Origin of the sequence: Chlorogloeopsis sp. ULAP01, from assembly GCF_030381805.1 — a bacterium.
Taxonomy (GTDB): Bacteria; Cyanobacteriota; Cyanobacteriia; order Cyanobacteriales; family Nostocaceae; genus Chlorogloeopsis.
Map to the genome: position 1 here is coordinate 1 of NZ_JAUDRH010000029.1, position 19,010 is coordinate 19,010.

Here is a 19,010-nt window from a genome sequence, read left to right on the forward strand (position 1 = left end):
TTGTCGACATAGCTGAGACACCCTTTATTTTTTCTTCTTAATTCCAGTCTCAGCTTTTTTTTGCACCTAAATCAACCCGTCGAACTCACGTGTTGACGAATTTCCCATAGCTTTTTGCCAAGGGGAGTTTGTGGAACAAATTCCGGCTGGGGTTTTAACGATTGTGCGAATTGAATCACTTTATCTTGCGCTTCAGGGGGGAGTTCGCGCCAATATTCTAGTAACTGTTCTTCTTTACTCATAATAAGCTTATTCGAGTGAGCGCAAACTTAAAATCGAAATTCGACATTAGTTCTCACACCTATATCTCTAATTTAAAGCGTAGCTTGATAATCAATACTATTAAGCCAAACTTTTACTGCTCCTCCTTTAATGTAACTTTAAAATCATTTAGCAAAATGCCTGTTTGCTTTCTCGTTTTGTCTAAATGCTTTCTCAAAATGTCATTTTGCTTTCTCATTTTAGTGTTTTCCGCAAGCAAAATGTCTTATTGCTTACTCAAAATGCTTAAATGAGTTCTCATTTCGGTAAATCGCGCACTCATTTTAGTGTTTTCCGCAAGCAAAATGGCATATTGCTTACTCAAAATGCTTAAATGAGTTCTCATTTCGGTAAATCGCGCACTCCTAAAGATATTTTCTGTAAGCAAAAAGCCTAAATGCTTTCTCAATCTGCTTGAATGCTTTTCGATTCGGGAAATTTAAGGACTCTCTACTGATATCATCAACGGTAATTTGACAGTAAACTTTGCGCCTCGTCCAATTCCATCACTTGCTGCCTCAATTGTACCTCCGTGTAGTTGGACAAGTTGAAGAGCGATCGCCAGCCCCAACCCCAAACCCCCTGGGGAGTGACGGCTGGGAACTTCCGCTTGAGTAAAGCGATCGAAGACACGGGGGAGAAAGTCGGCACCAATCCCGATACCAGTATCGCTGATGAGAATAGAGCACCAAGAGTCATCAGCATCAAGTCGAACTTTTATACTTCCCTCTATTGGCGTAAATTTAATAGCATTGTCAAGTAATTTTGTTACAACTTGCTGCAAGCGCAAGAAGTCGCCTAAAACACAAATCTCACCATGAGTAGAAGTTATATGTAACGTTTTGATAATATTGATTCTCTTAGCCTGAGCATTTGTGGAAGTTGTATTAATAACTTCTTCAATTATGTCTGTGAGGTTGACTGGTTGATAAGCCAAGCAAACCTTACCTGAGAGAATAGTTGAGATATCCAGCAGATCCTCAATCAGCTTTGCCTGATTTTTAGCATTACGCTCAATGGTATCTAAAGCACGTAAAACAGTAGTCTCGTCTAGGGTTTTTGAACTTAGTAAGCGAGTCCAGCCCAGGATAGCAGCTAAGGGAGCGTGAAGTTCGTGGGTAACGGTGGCTAAAAACTCATCCTTGAGGCAATTGGAAGATATTTCCTGACGCAGACGCATAATTTGTAAGTGAGAATCTACGCGGGCGATCAGTTCCTGGGCAGAAAAGGGCTTGATCAAATAGTCATCAGCTCCTGCTTGCAAACCCTCAATTGCCGCCTCTTCTCCTGCACGAGCCGAGAGCAGGATAATGGGCATACCTTTTGTCTTTGGATCGGCACGCAATGCATTTAGCAATTGAAAACCGTCTACCTCTGGCATCATCACATCGGTAAGTACCAAATCTGGTAATTGCTGGGCGATCGCATTTAGTGCATCTGCTCCATTCGCAACAGCTGTTACCTGCCATCTTTCTAACAGCAGACGCTGCAAGTAGTCGCGCATATCGGCATTATCATCAACAAGGAGAATGCGGGGGATTGGGGAGCCAGCCACGTGCGGGGGTTTCCCCCGTTGAGTGGACTGGCGTGATTGGGGATTGGTTATTCCCCTTGTCTCCTTGTCTGGTTGTCCCCTTGTCCTTTCCCTAGTCCCTCCTTCTGGTATCCACCGCAGCGCTTCTTGGACGTAGGGGGCAGCACCAATTGATGTTGAATTTAGTGTACGTTCGGCAGTAATTTGCTCGCTTGGCAAGTGCGATGAGCCTGTGGGCAGGGTGACTGTGAAAGTTATTCCCTTACCGAAGACACTCTCCACTTTTATAGTGCCGTCATGTAAGTGAACGAGTTCTTGCACCAAAGCTAGCCCAATGCCCGACCCTTCATGGCTCCTTGCTTTTACGCCTCGTATGCGGTGAAAGCGCTCAAAAATTCGGGGTAAATTTTCGCTCTTGATGCCTGTACCTGTATCGCGTATTTTTAGCTCTACTTTGTCACCAATTTGGTGTAATGAAACGGCAATCTCACCCTCAAAGGTGAACTTAAATGCATTGGAGATTAAGTTAAGAACAATTTTCTCCCACATTTCGCGGTCTACATACACAGGCTCACTCAGTGGTGGACAATCTATGAGTAATTGCATCTGTGCTGTTTCAATAGCCGAACGGAAAACTGAGGCTAGCTCGGCTGTAAATCCAGCTAAATCAGTTGGCTCATAAACTGCTTGTATTCTGCCTGCCTCAATTCGGGAGAAGTCAAGTAAAGTATTGACTAGTTTGTGCAATCTCATGGCATTTCGCTGCACAATCGCCAGTTGTTCGCGCTGTTCGGGCTGGAGTGAACCTTGTGTTTGGGCAATTACTTGCTCAAGTGGATTGAGCATCAATGTTAGCGGCGTGCGAAATTCATGGCTGATGTTGTTAAAGAAGGCTGTTTTGACACGGTCTAATTCTGTCAATGCTTCGGCTCGCTGGTGTTCTTGCTCATAAATCTGAGCAGTGGTAATGGAACTTTCAACCTGCTGGGCAACCAATTCCAGGAATGTGCGATATTCAGAATCAAACTTAAGCCGGGGGCTGATTCCAGCAACGAGCAGACATTCCACAATTTCTTTGTTGCTTCCCAAGATAGGTAGAATCAACGCAGAATGAGGACTTTCTGGCCATGGTACTCCGGGTAATGCCCCGAAGCGTTCAACCACATCTGTAACCATCTGTGGCTCGTGACTTTGTAGCACTTCAACAAACGGGCAGCTACGAACATCCTCTTGCTCGGTGAGATTTATGGTTTTGGGTACGATACTATCAGCCGGGAGTCCAGTTGAAGCAACCAGTTCTGCTTGAATGCCTTGCTTATCAACCCAATAGAACAGTGCAAACGGAATATCGTAGGGGTTGAGCGTATTAGCGGCAGCAAGACAGGCGGACTGTAGCGTTTTTGCTCCTCCACTGACCGCCGTAGCTAACTCTCGCAGCATCGTCAAGCGACGTTGACTAATCACTTGCTGGGTGGTTTCAGTTATGGTAGCGAATATCCCCCTGCTCTTGCCCGTCTCATCGCGGGCAGGGCTATAGCAGTAGGTGAAATAGGCTTCCTCCAGGTAGCCAAAGCGCAAGACGAGCTGAGGTTGATCTTTCACAAAGAAGACTTCACCCGTGTTTCTGACACCCTCACACATCGACGAAAACTGGTCATCCCACACTTCTGTCCACGTCTGGCGGAGGGGTTGTCCCAGGGCATGGGGGTGATATGCTCCATAGATGGGAATTAGGGCATCGTTGTAAAACTGGATGTAGTCCTCTCCCCAGTAAATGGCTTGGGGAAAGCGAGATGCAAGTATTGTGCTTACGAGAGTCTTCAGGCTCTGCGGCCAGTTTTTGATCAAACCCAGGGAAGTGTTTGCCCAATCGTGCGATCGCATCAATGCTCCCATTTCGCCACCGCCTGCAAATACATCAGCGAGAGCGGCTTTCTTGCCTTTGGTTAAGCTATCCATCTTTAACCTGGGAAAAATCTACTAATATCTCAGTTATCAGTTATCAGTGAACAGTAAACAGTTATCAGTTATCAGTTAAGTACCGAAGCATAAATATTTAGTTATTTCTCAAAACTTCTGAAACTCCTGTGTCTTAATACTGTTCCCTTTTCCTTCCTTTCCTAAATAGATAATTTACTTTGCACAAGTACTTATCAATATATCTGACAACTGATAACTGAATTTAACCTCGTCCAGCCAGCTGTGCCACCATTGCTACTAACTCTGTTGGCTCTGCAAGTTTATGTAAATGCGACTGAAAACCTGCTTTTATTGCTTTTGCTCTGTCTTCTGCAAGATAAGCAGTCAAGGCAGCTGTAGGAATCTGCCATCCTTTCTCTGCTTCTAGTGTTTTAACTTTGCGAATCAAAGCATAGCCATCCTCATCGGGCATCCTGATATCACTGATTATGACATCAGGGTGTAATTGCTCCAGCACTTCGAGTGCCTCAGCAACAGAGTTGACTGCTGTTACTAAAATTCCATGTTGCTCCAATACTGTAGTAATAAATTCGCGGGCGTCGGCTTCATCATCTACAAACAGTACCTGCAAGCCATCGAGCGAACGAGGAGTTTCTACAGCTGCTGCCTCTGGCAGCAGCTGACTCGCTATTGCCTGGAGTTGTAAATTCGCCTGCTTGTACTTAGTAACATCGCGTATGCTAATTTGTAGCGAAACTAGTAGCCCAGAAGTATTGCGGATAGGTGCTACCATCAGCGCTGCATCAAAAGGTTCACCGCCACGCGGACAAATAACTATTTCCCACTCTTGCAAAGAGTCTAATTGGGACAACTGATTTAGTTTGGTACGAAAGAGCGATCGCTCTACCTCAGCCACAAAGTTGACTAATGGTTTACCAATGAGGAAGTTGGGTAATACGTTAAATAATGCGCCAGCCTCACGGTTAGCTTTTTGAATCATTCCTTGAGCATCTGTTAGCAAATAGGCATCAGGTGCAAAATTAAACAGTTCATAATAATGCTGACATTCTACTGCCAGATACTCATTTTGCTGGAGCAGTTCGTCCTGAATATCCTCCATTGCTTCCAAGCTAGCCTGCGTTTCTTCTTGAAATAATTGGAGGTTCCCTAAAGAGGCGACGATCTCCTCCATTGCTTCAGCTACTTGTTGCTGCTGTGTTGGTGTTAGGTCAATATATTTTTGCAGCGCCTCTATCTGCTGACGGATAATTTGAAAATGCTGAGTAAATTCTTCTTCGCTCACAACTAGGTTGGTTGTTGATCAAAATTTTTGATGCCAGTTTTCTAGAAGGAAAATCACACTGAAAATTTATGAGCTATAAATAGCAGAGTTCCTTTACTTCTGTCTTTATTATGAATCACTTCGAAGGGCGCGATCGCTACATCTAAGGTTGTATATTTTCAGTCTTCGTAGGGTGCTTTGGGCTATACGACTTTGGTAGAAATAGCTAAATTATACTAAAAAAATTAATAAAACTTATGTCTTATGATAAAATCCTGATGTTAACTAATAATTTCTTGAAAAATAAAGCATTCACGCTAGTTTGCTACATAAATTTTAGATACGGCAGAAAGGCAGTTGCCGAAAGTTACCATTCAGAACTACCTTTCGTGCTGAAAAACCAACAAACTATGAACCTACCAATCATGACATTTGGTAGGTACGTTTTTTATTATCTAATTGCAGTTACCGAATTTATAAAATGCAGTTGCTGCATTAACATACTGTAATATTTTGTCCTCGTTATTGCATCATGTAACCTTTGCTGTATTTGTTGGATAATTGGGTAGAAATTACCTGTTTTGGGTTCTTGCCAACATTACCCTGCCATCAATGAAAAAAGTAGTTCGCAAAACTCCAGTGCCGCGCATGATTAACCCTGAGGGCGGCTTTAACGTTGTGCGTAAAGGTATATCAAACTCCCATTGGGGAGACTTATACCATTGGCTACTTTCTCTTGCTTGGCCTCAGTTTATCGCGCTAGTTAGTTTAGGATATCTAGTTATTAACGCTTTATTTGCTTTGGCATACCTAGCAGGTGGAAATGGTATAGAAAACGCACGTCCGGGTAGCTTCTTGGATGCGTTTTTTTTCAGTGTTCAAACTATGGCATCCATCGGCTACGGAGCCATGTTCCCCAAAACAACTTATGCCCATGTCTTAGTAACCATAGAATCGCTAATTGGGTTGATGGGGCTAGCAGTAGGAACGGGACTGATGTTTGCCAGATTTTCGCTTCCTAAAGCACGAGTCACATTTAGTCGTGTGGCGGTCATTGCACCTTACAATGGTTTACCAACATTAATGTTTCGAGTTGCCAACGAACGGCAAAACTGGATTTTAGAAGCACAAATTCGGGTGACTGTAGTACGAAATGAAATTACTGCTGAAGGGGATTTCATGCGGCGATTTTATGATGTGCAATTGCTTCGCAGTCAAACACCACTTTTTGCCTTAACTTGGACAGTTATGCATTCAATTGATGAGAACAGTCCCCTGTATGGAGTGACACCAGAAGATATGATTGAGGAGGAGATGGAAGTAGTAGTAACTCTCACCGGACTTGATGAAACTGTGTCCCAGATTATTCATGCCCGTCATTCGTTTATCGCTGGGGAGATTTTCTGGAATATGCGCTTTGTAGATATTTTATCCAAGACGCGGGAAGGTAGGCGCACCATAGATTATTCCCGCTTTCATGATGTTATACCGATAGAATAAGGCAGGAGGTAGAGAGCAGCGCGCCCTTGCGGGTTAAGCGCGTCGAGTGCGACTGCACAGAGGCAGAAGGCAGAAGGTTGTGTAATTTCCATGAAAAATTTTACATCTCGTATGGAGGCGGTACAGTCGCCCATCATTCCTGTTGTAGGAGAATTGATTAGAAACTCTCCTGGTACTATTTCCCTTGGACAAGGTGTAGTTTATTACAGCCCACCACCGGAAGCCATCGAACTTTTACCGCAATTCCTTGCTGAACCAACAAATCATATATACAAAGCTGTTGAGGGTATTCCTCCGCTATTAAAAGTATTAGCAGCAAAATTGCAAAGCTTTAACGGGATTGAAATTAACGACAAAAACTGCATAGTTGTCACCGCAGGTAGCAACATGGGGTTTATGAATGCCATTCTTGCCATTACATCAGTGGGAGATGAAATTATTCTAAACACACCTTACTATTTCAATCACGAAATGGCGATTATGATGGCAGGATGTCACCCGGTGTTGGTGGAAACAGATGAAAATTACCAACTGCGTCTAGATGCGATCGCCCAAGCTATTACTCCAAAAACACGGGCAGTGGTGACAATCTCCCCAAATAATCCGACTGGAGTTGTGTATTCAAAGTCTGCTTTAAAACAAGTAAATCAAATTTGTCGCGATCGCGGGATTTACCATATCAGCGATGAAGCTTATGAATACTTTACTTATAATGGCGTCAAGCATACTTCTCCAGGCACATTTCCAGGTAGTAGCGAATACACAATTTCTCTCTACAGTCTTTCTAAAGCCTACGGTTTTGCTAGTTGGCGCATTGGCTATATGGTGATTCCAAAACATCTGCTTGTTGCTGTCAAGAAAGTTCAGGATACAAATTTGATTTGTGCGCCTGTAGTTTCTCAGTATGCAGCTTTGGGTGCTTTACAGGCAAAACAGGAATATTTGAGCAAAAATATTGAAGCGATCGCCCAAATACGAGAATTAGTGCTAAAGTCCCTTCAGGATCTCGAAGGTTTATGTACGATTACTCCTGCTGATGGTGCATTCTATTTTTTCCTGAAAGTAAACACCCAAATAGATACCTTTGAGTTAGTTAAAAGATTAATTCAAGAACATCAAGTAGCAGTAATTCCTGGTACAACCTTTGGCATGAATCACGGATGTTATCTGCGTATAGCATACGGTGCATTGCAAAAAGAGACGGCAAAAGAGGGAATAGAAAGATTGGTAAGAGGTTTAAAAAAGATTGCTAATACCTCTTTTCTTTGTGTTCTTTGCGCCCTTTGTGGTTCGTTTCTTTCTTGCGCGTTAGCGCATCTTTATACAGAATTGGTATAAGTAGAAGGCAGCTATACTGATGGTACGAGCCAGTAGACGCGTAAGCGGCATATCCGTTGGTAGGAAATTAGGACAAGAGGAAAATTTTGCTCCTTGTATCCTTATCCTCTTATGTATACAGATTAGTAAAAGCTACTAAGGACTTAAGAAGAAAGTATAGAAAACGGAAAAAGTTAGTTTATTTATGTCTTTATAACCGTGGAATTCATTCTAATGTTAGGATATAATTCTTCGTTAAATTTAGCTACTTCAAAATATAAAATCACACCAATGCCAATTATTAATAAATTAATTGAAATAGACACTTTCCAAGGAATTAATATTCATAACATTACTCCTCAAATTGAAGCAGTTATTTCCTCAACACCAATTCAAAATGGTCAAGTATTAGTTTTTGCTCGCCATACAACAACAGCTTTAGCTATCAATGAAAACGAAGAAAGATTATTAGAAGATATCAAATTTTTTTTGCAAAAATTAGCACCAGAATCAGAGCGTTACTTACATAATGACTTGCATTTAAGACCAAATATACCACCAGATGAACCAATAAATGCTCATTCTCATCTGATGGCAATGATACTGAATAACAGCGAGGTAATTCCTATTGTTGATAGCAAGTTAGCGTTGGGAACCTATCAGTCTATCTTGTTTTTTGAATTAGATGGCCCGCGCAAAAGAACTGTATTTTGTCAAATTTCTGGTGAATGAAAAATTATTCAGTAAGTAAAGATAATTAAAAGTAAAAATGCATATGCCAAGAAAGTAGATAGGATAAATTTTCCTTCTGCCATCTGCCTTCTACTTATTACTTACACTTCCAAGATTGAATCAAAGGATTGGCAGTATTTAATAATTGATGAAGTGCACTAGAAGCCTCTGATTGGTGGCGAACATGGGCATCAATAAATAAACCAATTATATCTGCCATCAATAATCGGCTTGGTTCAGCAGGTTGAGTAGCTGGGAAATCTAGAAACGCTCTACCCGTGGTAGAGTCGAAGGGGTCAACAAATGTAAAATGATTTGCTCCCTCTAAGAATACCAGATAGCTATCATTTCTCCCTCCAGAAATCGCCTCTTGGAATGTACGCATGACAGAAGTAGTTGCATCACCTGAACTAATGCCATAGCGATCGCTACTATTGGCAATTACCCCATCACAGGTTCCCCCAATTAGCAACATGGGTAGGGAATCCGGTAAAGGCAAAATCGTACCTGGTTCGTATCCCAACATTATCGTCCCCATACTGTGGGCAGCATAAGCAAAAGATGCCACCACTTGCGGGAAAAACCGAGGACTTGCATTTTCTATTGCTACTCTACCACCTGCGGAGTGTCCACCTAAAATTATTCTTTCTAGGTCGAGCATCCCAGCCAGGATTCCCTCTGTCTGTAACTTTTCCAATTTAGTTAGCAGTGTAGGCAAAGCGGAAGCTGTGGGAGCAGTACCGTAAATTTCTGGTTTCCACGCAGTAATATCCACTCCTGGGGTAAGACTAACTATTCCTGAAAGATTCTCCCCAACCCAGTTAAATGTAACTACCACCAATCCACGTTCCGCCAACTTTACAGCCAGCCATTGGTAACTATGGGCTTCACAATTAACTCCATTAAAGAAAATCACCACTGGGAAGGGTGCCATTTGTGGATCGGCAGGCACAATTCCCATATCCTTTTCTAGGTGACTTCCCGACATCTGTGCTGGATATAGAATTTTCAGAAGAATAGTATCGTAAGGAGATTGAGCATTATCGACTTTTGCGGCTTGAAAAAAAGCACGAACAGTCATGTCAGATATTTCTTACGCACTGCAATCAAATTTTAACTGCTCATCATAATTTTCTCAAATTTTCTCAAATTCTTTCATCCAAACGAAATTCTTCAAATACAGGTTGTCCAAACAGCAGATTTTTGTCTACCGCCGACAAGACTTTATTGTTAGCAGCATCAGAATTTAAGCATTTACAAACTAACTGTGCTACATCGGCACGATTAATCATACCAGCGACGTTTATATCTTCAGTTAAAACTCCATTACCTGTTGAATTTTCTGACTGCAAGCCACCAGGACGGATAATAGTGTAGTTTAGTCCACTCGCTCTTAAATGTTGTTCGGCTTTTTCTTTATCAATTAATACGGGTTGCAAAGCTTCCAAAATTTGCGGAGATAAAGCAACAACACTATTTCCAGTGCCAATCGAAGTTACTAAAATAAACTTTTGCACTCCTGCTTTGACTGCCGCATCGATTAGATTTTTATTACCGATATAATCTGCCCTGTCATTATCTTTAGCTAAACCTCCGATTGTACTAATAACAGCGTCGATAGGCTCATCCTCAGACATTGCGCGTTCGACATCATCCACATTCATCGCATCTCCCAAAACCACCTTCATTCCCATCGTTTCTAATTCACCGCGAGTTGTTTCCGTTCTGAGGAGCGCCTTGACATGAGTTTGTTGCTCGATTAAGCATTTGGCAATTTCTCTACCAATGCCACGACTGGCTCCAGCTAAGAAGATATAGGATGCTGTTGTCATGGATTTTTCAAAATATGTGGCTTCAACAAATACAAGTATTTAATATATCTTTCTTTGAACGCCGAGGTATTCAAAGTCGAAATTTTGTCTTTGTTATTGTCTTTGTTAGTTTATTAATATTTTTTAAAATTAAAATATATTGCACTGTATAAAGTTATTTAATTAAAAATTAAGATAAATATAATTAGTTTGCCTAATTAAGTTATTTTATAATTGTCGTTACCAGGTTCATTCTGGTAAAGAAAACAAAAAAGTACATATACTTAATCCAATAGTAGGAAGCCGCCGAATAGATAAAGATGCCAACCTAGAAAATAAGTCTTTTTGGGTATGGGTATGGCTAAGAAAGCGCAAGAAAATACTGATCGCGATATTCGAGTGGCAGCAATCTCAAAAATCTGGGGAATGACAGTAGGAATTTTAGCAATTTGTATCCCACTCTCAGCTGCGACTAGAAGCGGCCCGATTCTCCCTTTAGCTGCTCTGACAGGCGCAACAGTAGGAACCTTATCCGTATGGCGTTCCGATGATAAAAAATCCAAAGCTAACTATTTGTCACCTCAAAAGTTACAATACCTAGAACAAAGAATTGCGAATTTAGAAACAATTATTAGCAGTGATGACTTAGATTTACAGAGGAAAATTAAATCGTTAGAATCTAGTGAATCTGCTGATTTTTTGCGAGAAAATCATAAAGCTGAGAGATTGTAAAGTGATATTACAATTGTTTCAAAAATATTTAGAAATTGTCAAAAATTCAAACCTGGTTTTAAGGTAGAACCAAGGAGACATGAGAGGCAAATTAAATGATGAATAATATTCAAAAGTATCGGTTTGTCTGTACCCTAACCTTTGGCGATATCTACGGTCAAATTATAGTTTGGTTAATAACAATTACCGTTAGTTTGGCATCAGCCTTGGCGTTGATGGGTGCTAGACGACCTGTCTATGCTTTAGCTGCTGTTGGACTCGTCGTTTTGTTGTCTCTGCCATTTTTGCTTTTTGCCTTCGTCACAACTTTGTTGAATCACATTGAATTGACTCCTCTAGAATCAGGAACAAAAATGGAACCAATTCCTGGTAATGTTTCCCAACAACAACCAGCAAAAGCAACTAGTTAAGCAATTTTTAGATTTTAGGTTTTATATTTTAAATTGAATACTGGAGACTGGGCAGAACAAGGAGTAGAGAGTGTGAATTCTTTACTACCTGTCATAGGTGTGTTTAACCAGGATATTTGTAGGCAAACAAGATATCTTGCTAAACCTTTACAGCAGTCCCTAGAAAAAACACGCTGCTTCCCCTACTTCAAATTCAAACATCAACACGATCTCCCCGTCTTTTGGCGGGGAATTGTTTTACCAGCGTGATTATCAAATTTTTACAATAGAACAGCAACTTTGCTGTTGGGACTGATTATGCTAGAACACGATGTCATTATTATTGGCGGCGGCTTGGCTGGATGTCGAGCGGCAGTGAAAATTGCCAGGAGTAATCCTAGCTTGGATGTAGCTGTGGTTGCCAAAACCCATCCAATTCGTTCTCACTCAGTTGCTGCCCAAGGTGGGATTGCCGCGACATTAAAAAATGTTGATTCCTCTGATAGTTGGGAAGCACACGCTTTTGATACCGTCAAGGGTTCCGACTATTTGGCAGATCAAGATGCAGTCGAAATTCTCACCCGTGAAGCCCCTGACGTGGTGATTGACTTAGAACACATGGGTGTTTTGTTCTCGCGCTTGAGTGATGGGCGCATTGCCCAACGAGCTTTTGGCGGGCATTCTCACAACCGTACTTGCTATGCTGCTGATAAAACCGGTCACGCAATCTTACACGAATTGGTAAACAATTTGCGGCGATATGGTGTACATATTTACCAAGAGTGGTACGTCATGCGCTTGATTTTGGAAGATAATCAGGCAAAGGGAGTGGTGATGTACCATATCTTAGATGGGCAAGTAGAGGTAGTACGCACCAAAGCTGTGATGTTTGCTACTGGTGGCTATGGAAGAGTATATAATACCACCTCAAATGATTATGCTTCTACAGGTGATGGTCTCGCAATGACAGCACTTGCTGGTTTACCTCTAGAAGATATGGAATTTGTGCAATTTCATCCTACGGGGTTGTATCCGGTAGGTGTGCTGATTTCGGAGGCGGTACGTGGTGAAGGGGCGTATCTGATTAACAGCGAGGGAGAACGCTTTATGGCGAGATATGCTCCTAGTCGGATGGAACTTGCGCCCCGTGATATTACCTCACGGGCGATCGCTTACGAAATTCGCGCCGGACGTGGTATTCATCCTGATGGTAGCGCTGGAGGGCCTTTTGTCTATCTTGACTTGCGTCATATGGGCAAAGAAAAAATTATGAGCCGCATTCCCTTCTGTTGGGAAGAAGCTCATCGCCTTGTCGGTGTTGACGCTATTACGGAACCGATGCCCGTTCGCCCCACCATTCACTATTGTATGGGCGGTATCCCCGTTAACACAGATGGACGAGTCCGCAGTAGTGGCGACAATTTAGTGGAAAGCTTTTTCGCTGCTGGTGAAAGTGCTTGTGTTTCCGTACATGGTGCCAATCGCCTCGGTAGTAATTCTCTGTTGGAATGTGTCGTTTACGGACGCAGAACTGGCGCAGCGATCGCCCAATATGTAGAAAATCGCAAATTGCCCACTGTGGATGAACAACGTTACCTCCGCGAAGCACAGCAACAACTGCAATCCTTACTAGATCAGCCTGGGAAATATCGCATTAACCAAGTTCGTCAGGCATTCCAGGATACCATGACCGAATATTGCGGTGTTTTCCGCACTGAAGCATTAATGCGTGAAGGATTGCAAAAGTTACAAGAGTTGCAACAACAGTATACGGAAATTTATTTAGACGACAAAGGCGATTGCTGGAATACCGAAATAGTAGAGGCGTTAGAACTTCAGAGTTTGATGGTAGTAGGGCAGATAATTTTGTCCTCAGCTTTTAATCGGCAAGAAAGTCGCGGCGCTCATTTTCGTGAAGATTATTCCCAGCGAGATGATGTGAATTTCTTAAAACACACAATGGCTTATTATTCACCAGCAGGGATTGATATTCAGTATCGTCCAGTGACAATTACTAGGTTTCAACCACAGGAGAGGAAATATTAGCCAAAGTTTTGGAGATAAAAATATTAGCTAGAGTTTCGGAGATAGGTAAACTTATATTTTGCATCTGTGCTCTTGTCTGCCAAGAAATTTATTTCTTGGCTAAAAGCTAAAGTCAGTTAAAACTGACTAGGTAAGATTTTCAGTCCGTTTTAACTGACTTGAGTTATGAGAGAGGAACTTAAGTTCCAGGCATTCTAGGGGCGAAGTGTAAAAAATCAATAATCCCTTTACCACAACTTTAGATAGATGTATAATTACCTAAGAATAGAAGGGGAGTAGCTGCTGGCAAAAACTATTAGCCAGTACATCTGAATCAACATACTGGCGATGAGCCTGGTTCAGATGACAAGCAAGCAAATAAGAATTAGCTAATTGGAAGCGAGACCTTCACTAAGTTCACACAAAAAAGTGTGGAGCTTGGTGAAGTATTGCAACTCTCATCGAGCTTCGCACCTCAGGAAAACAATTCTTTAGGAGCTTGAGAGAGTGCTAACAGCTTTTACCGCAGGTTTATTACTAATTACAATTTCTGAGTTAGGGGATAAAACTTTTTTTATTGCCGCGATTTTATCAATGCAGCATCCCCGACGGTTGGTATTTGCGGGAGTGACAGCTGCCTTGGCGGCGATGACAATACTTTCTGTAGTATTGGGACAAGCAGCGTCCTTGCTGCCAAAAATTTATATCTACTACGCTGAAATTGTTTTATTTACTGCCTTTGGTATAAAGCTGTTGTACGAAGCCAGCAAAATGCCTGCTTCTACTTGCGCTACAGAAGTTGTAGAAGAGGCAAAAGATGCTGTTGCCAAGGCAGAGAAGAAATTGCCAAAGCAAAAAACTTCTTGGGCAATTATCTTAGAAGCTTTTTTATTAACATTTATGGCTGAGTGGGGTGATCGCACCCAATTTGCCACTATCGCCTTAGCAGCAAGCAATAATCCCATTGGAGTCACAATTGGTGCAATTTTAGGACATAGTATTTGTGCAGCGATCGCTGTTCTTGGCGGACGAATGTTGGCAGGACGAATTTCCGAACGCATCCTCACTTTCATTGGCGGATGCCTGTTTATTGTATTTGGTATTGTTGCCGCTTTAGAAGGAGCGTAAAGAAAGAGTTGGAGAGGAACAAATGAGGGAGATAGGGAAGATGGGGAAGAATTTACTCTTATCACTTCCTCATCTCCCTCGCCTCCCTCAACTCCTTGTCCCCCCATCCTCTCCTAAGGCGTTGAAGAATCAGCCGGAGTGGGAGTGGTGGCTTCAGTTGCCCTCTTGTTAATTTCGTCTTTATATTGAGCGGGTGCTAAAGTCGCAGCTTTACTAAATAAGGGTTGAGCCTCCTTCGGTTTGCCCTGCTCTTTTAAAACCATTGCCTTTGCTAAAACGGGGCGAAAATCATTAGGAGCGCTTTTTATTGCTTGATCGTATGCAAGCGAGGCTTGCTCGTAGCGCTTTTGAGAGGCGTGAAGATTACCCAACATTACCTGCACGGCAATAGTATCCACACTACCAGATTCAATTTTATTTGCCCCAGTAGCTTTAGAGAGGGTATCTTGTAATAAGCCAATAGCTGCTTCTGGGCGTTTTTGCTCTAGCAAAAGAGCTATCATACCTTGCAAAGCGTTAAGGTCGCCTGGTTTAGTTTCCAAAATGGAGCGATAAGCTTGGGCAGCACCCTCTTTATCGCCAGTCTGCTGCTTTGCTTGCGCTAGGAGTATGGCGTACTTAGTCTGTTCTGGATTTAGCTTGGCTAATTTTTCTAGAGGTTCAATCACCCCTTGAATTTCACCTACACCTAAACTCAGTAATTGCAAACGTGTCTCCAGTAAGCCTCGCAGCGCTGTTTGGTTTTCTGGCTCTCGCTGCAAAACCTGTTCGTAACCCCGAGCTGCATCTTCCAGCTTTGATTTTTGATCGGAGGAAGAAGTTCCTTTGGTGCCGGAGAAGTTTTGGCCGGAGTATTGCGTATCACTAAACGCGGCTATGATCGGAACCATAGATACCCCAACAAAGCCAATCACTGACAGCACTAGCACGATTTTAACTAACCAACGATTACGTGACTGAGACACAAAACCGTCCTTAATTCTAATGAGACTATCGTTTACAGAAATAGAGAAAGTTAAAACTTTGAAAAACTTTGCGGAATACTATGAATGGTTTGTGAACTTTATAACAAATACTCATTTACACTGCCCACGCAAGTGATGAATTTATTAATAACCGCCTAAATTGTAGCTATGGTATGCTTCCGAAACTAGTGTAAAGGCGTTAAATTACACATTTAGTATGTGTATGCGAAAAATCGCATCTTTCAGTATGATAGCAGGGCAAACTGAAGTGGCTGTTTAGAAAGGAAATATACTTTCGATCAGTCACACAAATGTTCTTTTCACTTTTTTAGTAAAATCCCACAATTGGGATGTGTCTCCGCTCCAAGGAGTTTCTATGAATTCCGACCTGATGCCGTCCCCTGAATCATCAAATTCAACAAATTCTGGTGAAGTCCAAATTAATCAACAGGCAACTGCCGATGTAGCAGCCGAAGTATCTCAGCCAGAGAACTCCCCTGATACACCAAGCACTACTGCCAGTGATGACGGAAACTTTGTGAATCGGCAGCATCCGATTCCGCCTCCCAGTGAGCCAATGCAGTACCGAGCAATTGGTTTAGTTCGAGGTCGTTACATTGCTAGCAGCGAACAATTTACTCAAGGTGTAATGCTAACGGCAGATGACACAAAACTTGATGCTGTGCTTCTGGGTCGAATTATGAGTTTAGTTAAAAACCATCTTGACTTAGAACAAGAGCATCTGTGGGTAGTCTATCCGCGCACCCGCCAAGAGAACGACAATTTGCATCTCCAGATTGTCGGGGTTTGGGAGCCAGAAAACTTGGCAAAAGCTGAACAGCAAGAAGATTTGAACTTAGCAGAGGAACCGCCGCCAAATCCTAGTTTATCGGAGCAGTCGGAACCTAATATAGATGATTTCACACCCTCAACAGAGATTCCAGATGGTGGTTTTTCTGTTCGTGGCGAAATAGTTTACCAGTCTTACGATACTGGAAATTTAGTCATCAAAATCAAGCAATCCCCTCGCAAGCCAAATGACAAACCTAAGTATTTTAAATTGAAGCTTAAGGGTAGCCTTGATGCCAAAGCTGTAGGAAAGTTTTGGGATTTACAAGTCATGCGGGAAGGCGAATGCTTGGTTATCGAACATGGTGAAGCGATCGCCAACTTACCCAAAAAAGGCGGTGGCCGAAGACCGCCATTTAGAGGAGGTAGAGGACGTCCTGGTGGTGGTGGCAGAAAACCATATCCTCCCAGAAAACCTGGAGAAACCCCACGTCCAAATAAAAAAGTAGGCGACTCTTTGCCAACAAAACCAACACCAAAAGGTGTCACTCCTAAACCTGTTAAACGACCGAAACCACCGGAACAGTAGAGTTGAGTACTGGGGATTGGGTACTGGGGATTGGGGATCGGGGATTGGGTATTGCTCCTTTGCTCCTCAAGCTCCTCTGCCCCTGGTGCTTCTTTCCTAGCCCCTAGTCCCCAGCCCCAGCCTTAAAACTCCGTCCAGCGATCTTGGGGAAGAAAAGACCGCTCCATCGGAATTAAGGCAACTGGCTCAGTTAGGGTAAAGTTGCCTGCTTCAATCCACTGTTTCAACTCTTGAGCGACTTGCCGAGAGAGAAATACGCTAGCAAGAGGTGCGGTACGTACTGTTTTGCCTTCAATCAAAATTCGTCCGGATTTGAGTTGAGCATAACTGACTAAACCAAAGGTAGGGCGTACTCGCCGGGGAATGGAAAAATCTACTATCGGTGCTACCAAATCTTTGTCTTGGACTGCACATCTAGCTACTATTTCCTCGTTTAAGACGGGAATTGGTACACCTACACCTAACATCAAAGAAGGGCCGTAATTTTTGAAATAACAACCCCGCACCCAACGAGAATTCATTTGTTTGGCATCACCCATTAAAGCTAAAGTGGCAGCCGGGCCTATGGGTGTACGATTGGGTAAACGCTTTTGTAGTGGAAAATGCTGTGTGCCTTCCCATGCCACATAGCCAATCCCACCTCCTAAGAAAATCCGCGTACCAATCCCAACAACTTGCAGATCGGGGTCGTTGATTAAGGGAGAAATGGCACCAGGGTTGGAGTAAACCGCATTGCCCAAACGTGGTTGTAAAGGGCCAAGGTAAGTAAATAGTGGGCGATCGCCTCCATTTACCCCAACAATAAAATTTTGATAAAGATTTCTAGGATTAAATAAATAAAACTGATTGATAGTATCGCGAGTAATTGTGGTTTCAAAGCTTGCTCTGGGGTAACAATCTGTTACTTGTCCTTGGGCGCGTACTTGAACTGGTTTACCTGCGATTAAATCTTCTATAACATGACCGCCACCATGTTCTCGAACTTCTTCCCCCTCGACTGCTTCCACGGCGCAACTTGCACCCAAATATAAATCAACAGCCCCAAAACCGGGATATGCTGGCACACCATCTAACCAACAGCGACGAATTTTAATTGGGGGGTCAGTATGTCCGAGATTAATAATTGCACCACTAGATTCCATCGGCTCAAAAGTGCCAGTAGTAATAACATCAACTTCCTTGGCAACTTTAGTTACACCTACTTCTGCAACTTTTGCTTTCAATTCTTCAACAGTCCATACTACAGCTCGTTTGCGGCTGATTTTTTCATTTACTTCCGCAATTGTTCGCATATTTTAACTAGCGGATTTTATTCGTAGGAATGGGTGTCTAACCAACTGATTAAATCAGTTTCGCTAGAGAAATCCAACAGTGCTACTCTTCGAGAAGCCGCGCAAAGCGCGTTTACACCCAAATCTTCTAATTTTGCGATCAATAAAACACGTATCTTTTGTTCTATCTAGGGAGCGATCACACCAAGCCGACGAGTAAGCAATTATAGCCCCTATTAAGTGAGGTACACAACCAATGTTTTAAACGTAGAGGGCACTAAGGTAGCGCACACAGAAGTATGTAGACGCGCAAGCGGCTTCCCGCAGGGTGCGCCGGCTACTTACCTTAAGGGAAGCCGGGCAAAGCGTCTACAGAAGCCACTACCAATGGATACGCCCTGGCTAACGCAACGCCTGACGGCGAACACATCTACCGACGTTAGCGTAAAGCCCTGCGGGCATGGCTGCGCTTACCGCGTAGCGTGTCGCTTTACGACTTAGCTCCTCCACAAAAAGGCTCATAACTTCGGTGGTTACACAGAGGCTTGCCCAATTATATTAGCAATGTACTCAGTACCTCCGCAGATTAGGAAACACCATAGTACTATTAAAAATAAAAAACGCCCTCTTTATAAAGGGCGTCTTCGTTTGCATTCAAACTTTAGGATTAACCGTTGATAGCGGGAGCGCTGATAGCAACAGGAGCAGACTCAGCAGAAGCCAAATCGAGAGGGAAGTTGTGAGCATTACGCTCGTGCATGACTT

At 42.7% G+C, this 19,010-nt stretch carries 16 protein-coding genes and 1 pseudogene; 8 read left to right on the forward strand and 9 right to left on the reverse strand.

Going from position 1 to position 19,010, the window contains the following annotated elements; translation table 11 throughout:
- Positions 1-71: 71 nt before the first annotated feature.
- From QUB80_RS34635 to QUB80_RS34645, 3 genes are all read right to left on the reverse strand, one after another.
- On the reverse strand, positions 72-242 hold the full coding sequence (locus QUB80_RS34635; RefSeq protein WP_289793995.1) for a type II toxin-antitoxin system RelE/ParE family toxin: 171 nt from the start codon (positions 240-242) through the stop codon (positions 72-74).
- A gap of 458 nt (positions 243-700) precedes the next feature.
- Positions 701-3,754 (reverse strand): ATP-binding protein, encoded by a 3,054-nt coding sequence (locus tag QUB80_RS34640; protein ID WP_289793996.1) that lies wholly within the window; start codon positions 3,752-3,754, stop codon positions 701-703.
- Positions 3,755-3,977: 223 nt separating this feature from the next.
- The gene (locus QUB80_RS34645) at positions 3,978-5,018 is read right to left on the reverse strand and encodes a response regulator (RefSeq protein WP_289793997.1); all 1,041 of its coding nucleotides are present in this window, start codon (positions 5,016-5,018) and stop codon (positions 3,978-3,980) included.
- A 591-nt stretch (positions 5,019-5,609) separates the two neighbouring features.
- Here QUB80_RS34645 and QUB80_RS34650 point away from each other — a divergent pair.
- From QUB80_RS34650 to QUB80_RS34660, 3 genes are all read left to right on the forward strand, one after another.
- Positions 5,610-6,497: an ion channel gene (locus tag QUB80_RS34650; protein ID WP_289793998.1), complete on the forward strand. Its 888-nt coding sequence runs from the start codon at positions 5,610-5,612 to the stop codon at positions 6,495-6,497.
- A gap of 90 nt (positions 6,498-6,587) precedes the next feature.
- Positions 6,588-7,835 carry a pyridoxal phosphate-dependent aminotransferase gene (locus QUB80_RS34655; RefSeq protein ID WP_289793999.1) on the forward strand — a complete coding sequence of 416 codons (1,248 nt, stop codon included), beginning with the start codon at positions 6,588-6,590 and terminating at the stop codon, positions 7,833-7,835.
- A 270-nt stretch (positions 7,836-8,105) separates the two neighbouring features.
- Positions 8,106-8,546, forward strand: coding sequence for a secondary thiamine-phosphate synthase enzyme YjbQ (locus tag QUB80_RS34660; protein ID WP_289794009.1), 441 nt, complete (start codon positions 8,106-8,108; stop codon positions 8,544-8,546).
- A gap of 97 nt (positions 8,547-8,643) precedes the next feature.
- On the opposite strand, the gene QUB80_RS34665 is transcribed toward QUB80_RS34660, so the two are convergent.
- Positions 8,644-9,627, reverse strand: a complete 984-nt coding sequence (locus QUB80_RS34665; RefSeq protein ID WP_289794000.1) for an alpha/beta hydrolase family protein — start codon at positions 9,625-9,627, stop codon at positions 8,644-8,646.
- 64 nt (positions 9,628-9,691) lie between these two features.
- Entirely contained in the window at positions 9,692-10,378 is a 687-nt protein-coding gene (locus tag QUB80_RS34670; protein ID WP_289794001.1) for an SDR family oxidoreductase, read from the reverse strand.
- 336 nt (positions 10,379-10,714) lie between these two features.
- Between QUB80_RS34670 and QUB80_RS34675 the strand changes: the two genes are divergently transcribed.
- The 4 genes from QUB80_RS34675 (at position 10,715) to QUB80_RS34690 (ending at position 14,631) form a co-directional block, all read left to right on the forward strand.
- Positions 10,715-11,089, forward strand: a complete 375-nt coding sequence (locus QUB80_RS34675; RefSeq protein ID WP_289794002.1) for a hypothetical protein — start codon at positions 10,715-10,717, stop codon at positions 11,087-11,089.
- Positions 11,090-11,184: 95 nt separating this feature from the next.
- Complete coding sequence (locus tag QUB80_RS34680; RefSeq protein ID WP_289794003.1) at positions 11,185-11,499, forward strand: hypothetical protein; 315 nt, start codon at positions 11,185-11,187, stop codon at positions 11,497-11,499.
- A gap of 297 nt (positions 11,500-11,796) precedes the next feature.
- On the forward strand, positions 11,797-13,524 hold the full coding sequence (locus QUB80_RS34685; protein WP_289794004.1) for a succinate dehydrogenase/fumarate reductase flavoprotein subunit: 1,728 nt from the start codon (positions 11,797-11,799) through the stop codon (positions 13,522-13,524).
- A gap of 486 nt (positions 13,525-14,010) precedes the next feature.
- The gene (locus QUB80_RS34690; RefSeq protein WP_289794005.1) at positions 14,011-14,631 is read left to right on the forward strand and encodes a TMEM165/GDT1 family protein; all 621 of its coding nucleotides are present in this window, start codon (positions 14,011-14,013) and stop codon (positions 14,629-14,631) included.
- 113 nt (positions 14,632-14,744) lie between these two features.
- Here the strand turns inward: QUB80_RS34690 and QUB80_RS34695 are convergent, their stop codons facing one another.
- Positions 14,745-15,596, reverse strand: a complete 852-nt coding sequence (locus QUB80_RS34695) for a tetratricopeptide repeat protein (protein ID WP_289794006.1) — start codon at positions 15,594-15,596, stop codon at positions 14,745-14,747.
- A gap of 376 nt (positions 15,597-15,972) precedes the next feature.
- Between QUB80_RS34695 and patR the strand changes: the two genes are divergently transcribed.
- Positions 15,973-16,974, forward strand: coding sequence for a heterocyst master regulator PatR (gene patR / locus QUB80_RS34700; RefSeq protein ID WP_289794007.1), 1,002 nt, complete (start codon positions 15,973-15,975; stop codon positions 16,972-16,974).
- A gap of 122 nt (positions 16,975-17,096) precedes the next feature.
- Here patR and QUB80_RS34705 read toward each other — a convergent pair whose 3' ends face one another.
- The 3 genes and pseudogenes from QUB80_RS34705 to QUB80_RS34715 form a co-directional block, all read right to left on the reverse strand.
- Positions 17,097-18,266, reverse strand: a complete 1,170-nt coding sequence (locus tag QUB80_RS34705) for a homocysteine biosynthesis protein (protein WP_289794008.1) — start codon at positions 18,264-18,266, stop codon at positions 17,097-17,099.
- 17 nt (positions 18,267-18,283) lie between these two features.
- A complete protein-coding gene (locus QUB80_RS34710) occupies positions 18,284-18,433 on the reverse strand; it encodes a DUF4351 domain-containing protein (protein WP_336622375.1) in 150 nt (49 codons plus the stop codon).
- Positions 18,434-18,912: 479 nt separating this feature from the next.
- Positions 18,913-19,010: pseudogene (locus QUB80_RS34715) on the reverse strand (photosystem II protein D1); the annotation flags it as partial.

Coding starts and splice junctions, on each gene's coding strand:
- QUB80_RS34665 (WP_289794000.1), bottom strand. CDS start 9,627: ATGACTGTTCGTGCTTTTTTTCAAGCCGCAAAAGTCGATAATGCTCAA.
- QUB80_RS34705 (WP_289794008.1), bottom strand. CDS start 18,266: ATGCGAACAATTGCGGAAGTAAATGAAAAAATCAGCCGCAAACGAGCT.
- QUB80_RS34675 (WP_289794002.1), top strand. CDS start 10,715: ATGGCTAAGAAAGCGCAAGAAAATACTGATCGCGATATTCGAGTGGCA.
- QUB80_RS34685 (WP_289794004.1), top strand. CDS start 11,797: ATGCTAGAACACGATGTCATTATTATTGGCGGCGGCTTGGCTGGATGT.
- QUB80_RS34650 (WP_289793998.1), top strand. CDS start 5,610: ATGAAAAAAGTAGTTCGCAAAACTCCAGTGCCGCGCATGATTAACCCT.
- QUB80_RS34655 (WP_289793999.1), top strand. CDS start 6,588: ATGAAAAATTTTACATCTCGTATGGAGGCGGTACAGTCGCCCATCATT.
- patR (WP_289794007.1), top strand. CDS start 15,973: ATGAATTCCGACCTGATGCCGTCCCCTGAATCATCAAATTCAACAAAT.
- QUB80_RS34640 (WP_289793996.1), bottom strand. CDS start 3,754: ATGGATAGCTTAACCAAAGGCAAGAAAGCCGCTCTCGCTGATGTATTT.
- QUB80_RS34680 (WP_289794003.1), top strand. CDS start 11,185: ATGATGAATAATATTCAAAAGTATCGGTTTGTCTGTACCCTAACCTTT.
- QUB80_RS34670 (WP_289794001.1), bottom strand. CDS start 10,378: ATGACAACAGCATCCTATATCTTCTTAGCTGGAGCCAGTCGTGGCATT.
- QUB80_RS34660 (WP_289794009.1), top strand. CDS start 8,106: ATGCCAATTATTAATAAATTAATTGAAATAGACACTTTCCAAGGAATT.
- QUB80_RS34635 (WP_289793995.1), bottom strand. CDS start 242: ATGAGTAAAGAAGAACAGTTACTAGAATATTGGCGCGAACTCCCCCCT.